The sequence below is a fragment of the Lysinibacillus sp. fls2-241-R2A-57 genome (assembly GCF_030209535.1).
GTDB lineage: Bacteria > Bacillota > Bacilli > Bacillales_A > Planococcaceae > Lysinibacillus.
The window spans coordinates 20009-30482 of record NZ_JARVRU010000215.1 but is presented as its reverse complement, the minus strand read 5'-3'; the positions used below and the strand labels follow the sequence as shown (position 1 = coordinate 30482).

At 37.1% G+C, this 10474-nt stretch carries 12 protein-coding genes and 1 riboswitch; of the genes, 9 read left to right on the top strand and 3 right to left on the bottom strand.

From position 1 onward, the window contains the following. The 5 genes from QRN68_RS25770 to QRN68_RS25750 all read left to right on the top strand — a co-directional run. On the top strand, positions 1-1180 hold a 1180-nt coding region (locus QRN68_RS25770; protein WP_285400225.1), incomplete at its 5' end, for a BC_2427 family protein. Between the two features lie 139 nt (positions 1181-1319). After that, entirely contained in the window at positions 1320-2108 is a 789-nt protein-coding gene (locus QRN68_RS25765; RefSeq protein WP_285400223.1) for a CsxC family protein, read from the top strand. A 577-nt stretch (positions 2109-2685) separates the two neighbouring features. Beyond that, the gene (mtaB, locus tag QRN68_RS25760; protein WP_285400222.1) at positions 2686-4035 is read left to right on the top strand and encodes a tRNA (N(6)-L-threonylcarbamoyladenosine(37)-C(2))-methylthiotransferase MtaB; all 1350 of its coding nucleotides are present in this window, start codon (positions 2686-2688) and stop codon (positions 4033-4035) included. Positions 4036-4338: 303 nt separating this feature from the next. Then, complete coding sequence (deoC, locus tag QRN68_RS25755; RefSeq protein ID WP_285400221.1) at positions 4339-5010, top strand: deoxyribose-phosphate aldolase; 672 nt, start codon at positions 4339-4341, stop codon at positions 5008-5010. A gap of 172 nt (positions 5011-5182) precedes the next feature. Further along, the gene (locus tag QRN68_RS25750; RefSeq protein ID WP_285400219.1) at positions 5183-5419 is read left to right on the top strand and encodes a hypothetical protein; all 237 of its coding nucleotides are present in this window, start codon (positions 5183-5185) and stop codon (positions 5417-5419) included. Positions 5420-5557: 138 nt separating this feature from the next. Here QRN68_RS25750 and QRN68_RS25745 read toward each other — a convergent pair whose 3' ends face one another. Then, positions 5558-5824 (bottom strand): hypothetical protein, encoded by a 267-nt coding sequence (locus QRN68_RS25745; protein ID WP_285400217.1) that lies wholly within the window; start codon positions 5822-5824, stop codon positions 5558-5560. A 249-nt stretch (positions 5825-6073) separates the two neighbouring features. On the opposite strand from QRN68_RS25745, the gene QRN68_RS25740 reads away from it, so the two are divergent. From QRN68_RS25740 to QRN68_RS25730, 3 genes are all read left to right on the top strand, one after another. After that, on the top strand, positions 6074-6301 hold the full coding sequence (locus tag QRN68_RS25740) for a spore coat associated protein CotJA (protein ID WP_285400216.1): 228 nt from the start codon (positions 6074-6076) through the stop codon (positions 6299-6301). Continuing rightward, positions 6294-6557: a spore coat protein CotJB gene (locus QRN68_RS25735; RefSeq protein ID WP_285400214.1), complete on the top strand. Its 264-nt coding sequence runs from the start codon at positions 6294-6296 to the stop codon at positions 6555-6557. Before QRN68_RS25740 ends, QRN68_RS25735 begins: the two co-directional genes overlap by 8 nt. 347 nt (positions 6558-6904) lie before the next feature. After that, the gene (locus QRN68_RS25730) at positions 6905-7474 is read left to right on the top strand and encodes a manganese catalase family protein (protein WP_285400213.1); all 570 of its coding nucleotides are present in this window, start codon (positions 6905-6907) and stop codon (positions 7472-7474) included. A 57-nt stretch (positions 7475-7531) separates the two neighbouring features. On the opposite strand, the gene QRN68_RS25725 is transcribed toward QRN68_RS25730, so the two are convergent. Together QRN68_RS25725 and QRN68_RS25720 are read right to left on the bottom strand one after the other, a co-directional pair. Continuing rightward, positions 7532-8188 carry a potassium channel family protein gene (locus tag QRN68_RS25725; protein ID WP_285400212.1) on the bottom strand — a complete coding sequence of 219 codons (657 nt, stop codon included), beginning with the start codon at positions 8186-8188 and terminating at the stop codon, positions 7532-7534. Between the two features lie 25 nt (positions 8189-8213). Next, entirely contained in the window at positions 8214-9551 is a 1338-nt protein-coding gene (locus tag QRN68_RS25720; protein ID WP_285400211.1) for a TrkH family potassium uptake protein, read from the bottom strand. Between the two features lie 124 nt (positions 9552-9675). Next, positions 9676-9818: riboswitch (cyclic di-AMP (ydaO/yuaA leader) on the bottom strand. Positions 9819-10069: 251 nt separating this feature from the next. Between QRN68_RS25720 and rpsU the strand changes: the two genes are divergently transcribed. Further along, the gene (rpsU, locus tag QRN68_RS25715; protein ID WP_004227078.1) at positions 10070-10243 is read left to right on the top strand and encodes a 30S ribosomal protein S21; all 174 of its coding nucleotides are present in this window, start codon (positions 10070-10072) and stop codon (positions 10241-10243) included. Positions 10244-10474 lie beyond the last annotated feature (231 nt).

Here is a 10474-nt window from a genome sequence, read left to right as displayed (position 1 = left end):
GGATTCTACAGCTCATCTAGATCCCAATCCTGTAGAAGAACAGGATTCTACAGCTTATCTAGATCCCAACCCTGTAAAAGAACAGGATTCTACAGCTCATCTAGATCCCAATCCTGTAGAAGAACAAGATTCTACAGCTCATCTAAATCCCAATCCTGTAGAGGAACAGGACCTTGCAGCGCATCTAGGTTCCAATTGTGAGCTACCTATCCCTTCTGAAATTGTTGTTGAAGATGAAGTGAATGATCCGCTTGATATAGATGAGGTAAAAGGAACCAATCTTGTGGAAGAACAAGATTTTGCATCTCAACTAGACTCTAATCGTGAATTTTTAAGTCCTTCTGAATCCAACGGGGAGGATAAAATTATGAGTCCTATTGATACAGAAGAGTTGGAGAAAAACAATCCTGCGGGTCATGATAGTGAATCTACTGGGTCAGTGCAAGGAAAAGTATGTTCTATAACAAAAAAAATTCTAATTTCTACTCACGTGGAAATTGATGATTTTCTTCATGCTCCTATCTGTGGTGAGATTGCTAAAAATACATTTGATTTTCTTGATCTAGACAATCATCTTTCTCCTCAATTTGAAACCAAACTATTTAGTACTACAATGGATTATCCTGAACAGCCTGATTGTCGGTTGGTTCACTCAAAAATTAATGAAATTATATTTTTAATGAAAACTGATACTTATGATAAACATAATCAGAAGAGTTATCCATCTAAATCAGTTGGAATGCCCTTACATAACACACAATCACTTAAACAAGGAGAAACAAATAATCACTCTTACAGTTCAGATGACTTTATGCACATTAGAGTTCCAGTTGTAGTAGGGGAATATAAAATAGAAATATGCCTTGAAGAGAATATAGTATTCGAAAAAGGAATTGTGGGAGTTAAAGATATCTCGAATGAGGTAGTATTAACCAATTGTAGATTCGTTCCTAATCAGTTTTCACAATCATTAGGTAATGGGACATGTTCAGCATTGAAGGGAAATTTATATATTGAAGGTTATATTCATCAGGGGATTGAATATACTGCATCTCACACTCAGAATGCACCTGCACAGAATGAGTCATTTATTCATGTAAATCAAATGTGTCAAAACATAGTATTAGAATTAATCATTCAAATGCTACAAGTACAGAATATTCGAGTGCCAAGGATCTAGAGGATACTTGAAGCTTATCTCTCTGCTCAAAAAACTCTTTTTAAAAAAACTAGTGTATATGTCCATGTTTAGATTAAATCGCTACATATTCTAGCGATATGAGAGATGTCTCATAAAAACAATGAAAAGAGGTTTTTTTGTGAGTGAACAATTGGAAAGTAAATTAGATAGTCCTGTTAATCATTGCGAGCCTTGCCCAGTAGCATCAACTGAACAATTACCATTAACTAATGCTACTACTCCAGTAGTCGCTACACCGCTTACAACTCCAACTATTAAAGTTCCAGTTGTACTAGCGGAACCAACACTTCAAATAGTTGTGGAGTCAGATATTACCCTTACTCCTGCAGCAACTGAAATCAAAAGAGTGAAAAAAAATGTATTCCTAAATCAAGTTAAACTAGTACCTGTTAGCTTTTTACGTATTGATGGCACTGACTTTTTCAGGGTAACAAGAGCTAAATTATTTGTAGCGGGACATATTCGCAAAAATATAGAATATGCTTCATCAGCATGTAATGGGGCACTTCGAGATAGAATTGCTGATGTTCAGTTTTCAGGTTTTACAGACCTTGCTTTCCCACAAACACCAGGAGGTACTACTCCAATCTTAGGAATTTCTGAGTTTGCCGAAGCGAACTTCCTTAATGAAAAAACGCAAATGGATGCTCGATTGGATAAGGCTTTCTTCCAAAATCTCGTTAAATACAATGAACAACCATTTGGCGAATTAGTAGCTGCAAACTTCTTTGAACTTGATTTTTCACCAATTATGGCAGCACCAGAAAGTACTTTCAGCACATTACGTGAAAAAATCGTACTAGAGCTTACTGTAAAAGTACTGCAAGTTCAACAAATCCGCCTTGGAGCAGGCACTAATGTAATAACTCCTAATCTTTTAGGGCTTACTCCTCCTGTGAGTCCTTAATAGCTCTAGTTTTTAGAGGAGTAGAACAAGAAAAAAGGGTAGTTTATTGCCAAAAAATGTAATCAAAAAAATAACCATGTAATATTTAATGGGCACTAATAAAAATTCAATATTTGAGTAGGCAGTTGAATCTAATATTTAACTGCCTTTTGCAATTTAATAACCAATGGGATTTTTTTGTGAGATTTCTAATGCCGATGTAATTGGGGGGATCTTGTGGATTGTAGAATTGTATTTAACAGTTTACAAAAATATTTTGAACAAATTTACTGAACGCACAATAAAAAACGGTTTATTTATTTAGATATGTCTTAAATATTGATTCTACATTCAGAGGATGTAATTTAGAGTATTAGTAGGGCAGTAGAAGAAGTCTCGTTTTTATGGAGCTGCAAGGACAAAATGATCAATTTTGCTCCAAATAAAATGCCTCCCATTGGTAGATACTTAATTTGTGGTGCCTGTTTTTTAATAAGACTAGCCAAAAAGCTAGGCTCATTATATTTATTTGTGCTATTATAAGACACGTTGATAATTTAATTTATTGTAGTGTACTCTTGAAAGGATGATATATATTATGAGTAACGAGCGACCAAAAATCGTGAGTTTCCATACTCTAGGTTGTAAAGTAAATCATTATGAAACAGAAGCGATTTGGCAGTTATTTAAAGAAGAAGGCTATGAACGTACGGAGTTTGATCGTCAAGCAGACGTTTATGTCATTAATACATGTACAGTAACAAATACAGGGGATAAAAAATCACGTCAAGTTATCCGTCGAGCTATTCGTCAAAACCCAGACGCTGTTATTTGTGTTACAGGATGTTACGCTCAAACCTCTCCAGCAGAAATTATGGCGATTCCTGGTGTTGACATTGTTGTAGGAACACAGGATCGTACAAAATTACTTGGCTACATAGACCAATATCTTACTGAACGCCAACCAATTAATGCTGTACGCAATATTATGAAAAATCGTGTGTATGAGGAATTAGACGTGCCTGCATTTACAGACCGTACACGCGCATCTTTAAAAATACAAGAAGGCTGTAATAACTTCTGTACGTTTTGTATTATTCCATGGGCACGTGGGTTAATGCGCTCTCGAGATCCTAAGGAAGTTTTGAGCCAAGCACAACAACTAGTGGATGCGGGGTATCTTGAAATTGTTCTAACTGGTATTCACACAGGTGGCTATGGACAAGACTTAAAAGATTACAATTTAGCCCAGCTACTACGTGATTTAGAGGCAAATGTGAAAGGTTTAAAACGCCTTCGTATTTCTTCGATTGAGGCAAGTCAATTAACAGATGAAGTGATTGAAGTTTTACGTGAATCAAATATCGTTGTTAACCACTTACACATTCCAATCCAATCTGGCTCTGATACAGTTTTAAAACGTATGCGACGTAAGTATACAATGGAGTTCTTCGGTGAACGTTTAACTAAACTACATGAAGCTTTACCAGACTTGGCTGTCACTTCTGATGTAATCGTAGGTTTCCCAGGTGAAACTGAGGAAGAGTTCATGGAAACATATAACTTTATTCGTGACCATAAGTTTTCTGAATTACACGTATTCCCGTTCTCTCCACGTACAGGTACACCAGCTGCGCGCATGGAGGACCAAATTGACGAAAATATTAAAAACGAACGTGTTCACCGATTAATCGCTTTAAATGATCAATTAGCGAAGGAATATTCTTCTCGCTTTGAAGATCAAGTGCTAGAGGTAATACCTGAAGAATTCGTGCATGATGAAAGCGGTGAGGCAGGGCTTTTAACAGGTTATACTGATAATTACTTAAAAGTAGTATTTGAAGGTCCTGAAAGCCTAATCGGTCAGCTTGTGAAGGTGAAAATTACCCAAGCTGGATATCCTCATTCTAAAGGGCAATTTGTGCGTGTATTAGAAACTGTAAAATAAAATAGGGTAACTATGAAGAAAACACCGTTCACTTTGGACGGTGTTTTACTATATTATTGACTAAATTAGATAAAGATTCTAATGAAATATAAACCTTATTAGATAAAAAACTAAATCAAGGGTCAATTGAGAAACATACATCAATCTAAATGCGAAAATTTGCACCACAAGTTCATTAATATATTGGTTTCTATAATATTTAGAATTCATCTAATTTTAGAAAGAAATTAGACGACAACGTAAAAAAATGTTATGATGCGAGAGAGGTACGTACAACTTGTTGATAGAAGGAGAGTCTAATTGATGGAACAAAATTTCGCGCGTATGATTGATCATACTTTATTAAAGGCTGAAGCAACAAAAGAGCAAATTGAAAAACTTTGTGCAGAGGCAAAACAATTTAGCTTTGCTTCTGTTTGTGTAAATCCGACTTGGGTAAAATATAGCAGCGAGCTTTTACAAGGCTCAGATGTTTTAGTTTGTACTGTAATTGGCTTCCCTCTTGGTGCTAATACTCCGACAGTTAAGGCATTTGAGGCAAAAGATGCAATTGCAAACGGTGCTAAAGAGGTAGATATGGTTATTAATATCGGCGCATTAAAAGATAAAAACTATGACCTTGTACAAGCGGATATTGCTGCAGTTGTTGAAGCGGCAAAAGATAGCGCGCTTGTAAAAGTTATTATTGAAACATGCTTATTAACAGATGAAGAAAAAGTAAAAGCATGTGAACTAGCAGTGGCAGCAGGTACTGATTATGTGAAAACATCAACTGGCTTCTCTACAGGTGGCGCAACAGCAGAAGATATTGCTTTAATGCGTAAAACAGTTGGACCTGATTTAGGTGTAAAAGCTTCTGGTGGTGTGCGAAGCTTAGAGGATATGAAAAAGATGATTGAAGCTGGAGCAACTCGTATTGGAGCAAGCTCTGGTGTAGCTATTATGAATGGATTAATTGCAGATTCTAATTATTAATGTTATTTAAAAATCCTTATATTGTAAGTGTTACGGGGCTGTTCGTTATGAACTAGCCCCGTTTTTCATTTAGAATTTGATTTTTTTCATTCGCCTTGAGTGTTCTACTATAATTTTCACTCTTAAGAATGAGGGGTGGAATATTTCAACATTACAGTTAAAGGCAAATCTAATGAAATTACGAATCGCCGGTAAAGGATCGAGTTCCGCCGGTAAAAGTGAAAACAACGCCGGTAAAGTGACGAGTTTCGCCGCTAAAAGTGAAAATAACGCCGGTAAAGTGACGAATTCCGCCGGTAAAAGTGAAAACAACGCCGGTAAAGTGACGAGTTCCGCCGGTAAAAGTGAAAACAACGCCGGTAAAGTGACGAGTTCCGCCGCTAAAAGTGAAACAACGCCGGTAAAGTGACAAGTTCCGCCGCTAAAATCAAAAATAACGCCGGTAAAGTGATGAGTTCCGCCGCTAAAAGTGAAAACAACGCCGCTAACGGGACAAGTTCCGCCGCTAAAATCGAAAACAACGCCGGTAAAGTGATGAGTTCCGCCGCTAAAAGTGAAACAACGCCGGTAAAGGTACAAATTCCGCCGCTAAAATCGAAAACAACGCCGGTAAAGGATCGAGTTCCGCCGGTAAAAGTGAAAACAACGCCGGTAAAGTGACGAGTTCCGCCGCTAAAAGTGAAACAACGCCGGTAAAGTGACGAGTTCCGCCGCTAAAAGTGAAACAACGCCGGTAAAGTGACCTCAGTTCCGCCGCTAAAAGTAAAAACAACGCCGGTAAAGTGACGAGTTCCGCCGCTAAAATCAAAAACATCGCCGCTAACGGGACAAGTTCCACCACTAAAACTAAAAAATCGGCAATTATAGCCGGCCTGTATCTCCAGTAACTACACTATACGTGACGGAAGTTTTCTAGTTCGTTCGAAAACAAGTTCAACAGACATTTTCTCTAATTGAACAATCTGTTAGATAAACGCCCCATAAGCCTCACACGAAACTGAATAAAAATTTAATCTATTTCATATACTCCACTGATGTAATTGATTGTAGAAGGGAGGATGCTATGTTTACGCAATATAAGTATTGGAAGCCTTATATTAGCCCATTCGATCCATGTCCGCCTATCAGGGTTAAAAGTTTTTCTACACCACCACAATTGTATATAAATTTTCAACAGCCTGGATTACCACAATATCCAACCCCAAGAGAAGCACTTAAATCTGGAACGCTTTGGCCCCAATTATTTAGCCCCTATCCAAATCCCCAAAAAGGAGGGATGAAGCATGAGTAAGGAGATGCCGCCTGAATTTTATACGTTATTGGAAGAAATACAAGCAATAGATTTTGTAATAGTAGAATTAAATCTTTACTTAGATACTCACCCTCACGATTATGCTGCCATTCAGCAATTTAATGAAAATACTGAGAAAAGTATGCAACTTAAGGTTGATTTTGAGCAAAAATTTGGTCCACTTATGAATTTTGGGAGAAGTTATTCAAATTATCCTTTTAATTGGATTGATACACCTTGGCCATGGCAAGTCTGACTTCTTTCAACAAATGTTTTGGTAGCGAAAGTGCAACGTCAGCTACAAATGTTTTGGTAGCGAAAGTGCAACGTCAGCTACAAATGTTTTGGTAGCGAAAGTGCAACGTCAGCTACAATTGTTTTGGTAGCGAAAGTGCAACGTCAGCTACAAATGTTTTGGTAGCGAAAGTGTAACGCCAGCTACAAATGTTTTGTATCGAAAGCTATAGATGTTTTTAGTAACGTAAGTGAAACCTCGGCGGATGTCACGGAATCGGGAAGGAGTTCTTTGGGTAAGCACAATGCCGATTCCGGACGCAATTATGCGGAGGCATCATTGATTATGAGTAACTAGGAGGAATTTTTTTGTGGTATTACGAAAAGAAGCTCCAGTATCCTGTCAGGGTGAGTACATGTAACCCTACGCTAGCTAAGTATTTAATTGAGCAGTATGGAGGGGCAGATGGAGAATTAGCCGCAGCACTTCGCTATATGAATCAACGCTATACTATCCCTGATAAAGTGGTGGGATTGTTAACTGATATAGCGACAGAGGAATTTTCCCACTTAGAAATGATTGCCACGATGGTTTATAAACTCACGAAGGATGCAACTCCAGAGATGTTAAAAGAAGCTGGTCTTGGAGAGCACTATGCCAATCATGACAGGGCATTATTTTATCAGAATGCGGCTGGATCACCGTTTACGGCAACATATATTCAGGCTAAAGGGGATCCGATTGCTGATCTGTATGAGGATATTGCAGCAGAAGAAAAAGCACGTGCGACATATCAGTGGATTATTGATTTATCAGATGACACTGATTTGAATGATAGCTTGAAATTTTTACGTGAACGAGAAATCGTCCATTCTCTACGTTTCAGAGAGGCTGTAGAGATTTTAAAAGATGATAGGGATAGCAAGAAGGTCTTTTAAAAGAGGTGAATAGGCTGGTTCAAAAGAAAACTCCTTTTGACACAGCCTATTTGATTATTATTCAATATTGGCAAATAAAGCAAGATCCTTCCGATGACCAATCATTACTAATAAATCTTCCTTTTCAATAATCTGCTCAGGGGAGGGAGAAATGATAATGTCCCCTTCTCGAACAATGGCAATGACACTTACATTATACTTCGCACGAAGATCTAAATCTCGAAGATTTTGTCCAGCCATCTTTGAAGGAATCATAATTTCTTCTATACTGTATTCTTTTGATAATTCAATATAGTTTAGCATATTGGGTGAGAGAAGCTGATTGGCAACTCGCTCTCCCATATCTCGTTCAGGATAGATAATCCAGTCTGCTCCTACTTTATCTAAAACTTGCCCGTGTCTTTTTCCAAGAGCCTTTGCAATCACTTTTTTGATTCCGAGTTCTTTTAATAATGATACGGTTAAAATGCTCGACTGCATATCATTGCCTATTGCCACGATGACATAATCGAAATTGCCTATTCCTAAAGCGGTAAGAGCTTTTTCTTCTGTCGAATCAGCGACTACTGCATGTGTAACATATAGTTCGGCATCTTCGACTCTTTCCTCATTAATGTCGATTCCTAACACTTCCTGCCCAGCCTCATGTAATTTGCGAGCTATACTTGTTCCAAATCTACCTAGGCCAATTACAGCATATTGTTTGATAGTCATTGCACTCTACTCTCCTTTATCGTGATTACCCAATCATAATATTACCTTTAGGATGACGGAATGCTTCAGATTTCCGTCGTTTTGCTATGGCAAAAGCAATTGTTAATGGACCTAATCTACCTGCAAACATTGTAAGTATGATGACTAGACGACCACCAGGTGATAGCTCTGGAGTTAATCCCATCGATAGTCCAACTGTACCAAAAGCAGAGGTGGCCTCAAATAAATACATCATAAAGTTATGTCCTTGCTCGGTAATACTTAAGACAAACGTGACGAGTATAACAATCATCATTCCACACATTGTCACTGTTAAAGCTTTTAAAATTGTTTCGTTAACTATTCTACGTCTAAAGAGGACAACATCTTCTTTTCCTCTAATTTGTGACCACATCGTAGCAACCAAAAGTGCGAAGGTTGTTATTTTTATTCCCCCAGCAGTGGAACCAGAACCTGCTCCAATGAACATCAGCAGGATGATTAAAAATAATGTAGATTGTGTTAAGTCTGCTATAGGAAGGGTATTAGAGCCTGCAGTCCTTGGAGTAACAGCTTGGTATAATGAACCAAGAACTTTGCCCCATTCAGACAAAGGTCCAAGGGTTTTACTATTTCCATATTCAAATAAGAAAATTAAAATCGTCGATCCAACTGTTAAAATAAGCGTTGTAGTTAATACGATTTTTGAATGCACAGAAAGGCGTTTTGTTTCCCGATATTCATAGAGTTCATTTATGACGATAAACCCTAAGCCACCGATTGTAATAAGAGCGCAAATAGTTAAAACGATAAATGGGTCGTCTACATATTCGGTCAACCCATTAAAGCCTCCCATTAAATCAAATCCAGCGTTATTAAAATTCGAGATGGAATGAAAGAAGCCAAAATATATAGCTTTACCTACAGGCATATCGAACGAAAAACGGATAGATAAAATTAAACCACCTATAAATTCAATTACTGCAGTAAATAGTAGTATTCTTCTAACCAGTCTAACAAGACCAGCCATTGTAATATTGTTGAAGGCTTCTTTTAATAAAAGTCTTTCTTTTAAGGAAATTTTTTTTCCTAATAGTAAAAATACTAATGTTGCAAACGTCATAAAACCTAATCCACCAATTTGGATAAGAAATAAAATAACTAATTCTCCAAATGTAGAAAATGTATCGCCAGTATCTACAACAACCAGTCCTGTTACGCACGTTGCAGAAGTAGCGGTAAATAAGGCGTCTAAAAATGAAAGTCCCTGACCATTCTCCGTTGCAATAGGAAGAGTTAACAAAAATGTTCCAATTAGGATAATAGTTGCAAAACCCAGCACAAGTATTTTAGGAGGATTTAATTTCTTTTTAATTGTTTTCATCTTATTCTCCTCAATGTTTGGATAAAGATTTTAAAAAAACATAATAAAAAGACCAACTATTTTTAGTATGCTTCCAGATGATTTAGGCATAAAACACATACTAGTTAATGGTGGTCTAAACATGACCTCCTTCGCTTTTAGCCGACGAAGTTAGCTGACGGGTAGAATGGCGAAAGAGTTTCTCATTCCTTCTGCAAATGCAGAATTAACCCCAAAATACTGGGTCCTCCGTTCTCGAAAATTATTGAGATTTGGCTGATATATAATTGAATGTGATAATTCTACGCCCTTTTTCTATTTTTTGTAAACCCTTAATTTTTAGGTAACAATATTTATGTTTATTGTGGTCAAAATGTAAGTCGAAAATTCCTAAAGAAAAAAAACCAAAAATTCTCGATATTATTTCGTGCACTTTCTATTGACCATTATTAGACAATACGATATAATTCTTTAGTACACAACAGATGGTTATTTGCCTATTTGTGTATTGACGTGTGTTCGGAGGGAGGGAAAGAGAGATGTCAAAAACTGTCGTTCGCAAAAACGAATCGCTTGAAGATGCTCTTCGCCGCTTCAAACGTACTGTATCAAAAAGTGGTACAATTCAAGAAGTTAGAAAGCGCGAGTTCTACGAAAAACCTAGCGTTAAACGTAAAAAGAAATCAGAAGCTGCACGTAAACGTAAGTGGTAATTTAATTTCCCATTAAAAATCCCTACGTTCATAACACGCAATTGTATGATTCACTGAGCAGACAAAAATATACCTGAAGTTAATCGCATTGCGATTAATTTCGGGTATTTTACTTTGTGCTCAATTTACGTACATATTGAAGAAGCCGAATGTGATCATTAAGATTCATTCGGCTTTTATGTTAATATAAGGTTATTAAAAGACCCACAGATTAAAAATTCACGGTATAAT

Excerpts from the sequence above, each read along its gene's own strand:
- mtaB (WP_285400222.1), top strand. The coding sequence starts at position 2,686 with ATGAGTAACGAGCGACCAAAAATCGTGAGTTTCCATACTCTAGGTTGT.
- deoC (WP_285400221.1), top strand. The coding sequence starts at position 4,339 with ATGGAACAAAATTTCGCGCGTATGATTGATCATACTTTATTAAAGGCT.
- QRN68_RS25750 (WP_285400219.1), top strand. The coding sequence starts at position 5,183 with ATGAAATTACGAATCGCCGGTAAAGGATCGAGTTCCGCCGGTAAAAGT.
- QRN68_RS25745 (WP_285400217.1), bottom strand. The coding sequence starts at position 5,824 with ATGTTTTTGATTTTAGCGGCGGAACTCGTCACTTTACCGGCGTTGTTT.
- QRN68_RS25740 (WP_285400216.1), top strand. The coding sequence starts at position 6,074 with ATGTTTACGCAATATAAGTATTGGAAGCCTTATATTAGCCCATTCGAT.
- QRN68_RS25735 (WP_285400214.1), top strand. The coding sequence starts at position 6,294 with ATGAGTAAGGAGATGCCGCCTGAATTTTATACGTTATTGGAAGAAATA.
- QRN68_RS25725 (WP_285400212.1), bottom strand. The coding sequence starts at position 8,188 with ATGACTATCAAACAATATGCTGTAATTGGCCTAGGTAGATTTGGAACA.
- QRN68_RS25720 (WP_285400211.1), bottom strand. The coding sequence starts at position 9,551 with ATGAAAACAATTAAAAAGAAATTAAATCCTCCTAAAATACTTGTGCTG.
- rpsU (WP_004227078.1), top strand. The coding sequence starts at position 10,070 with ATGTCAAAAACTGTCGTTCGCAAAAACGAATCGCTTGAAGATGCTCTT.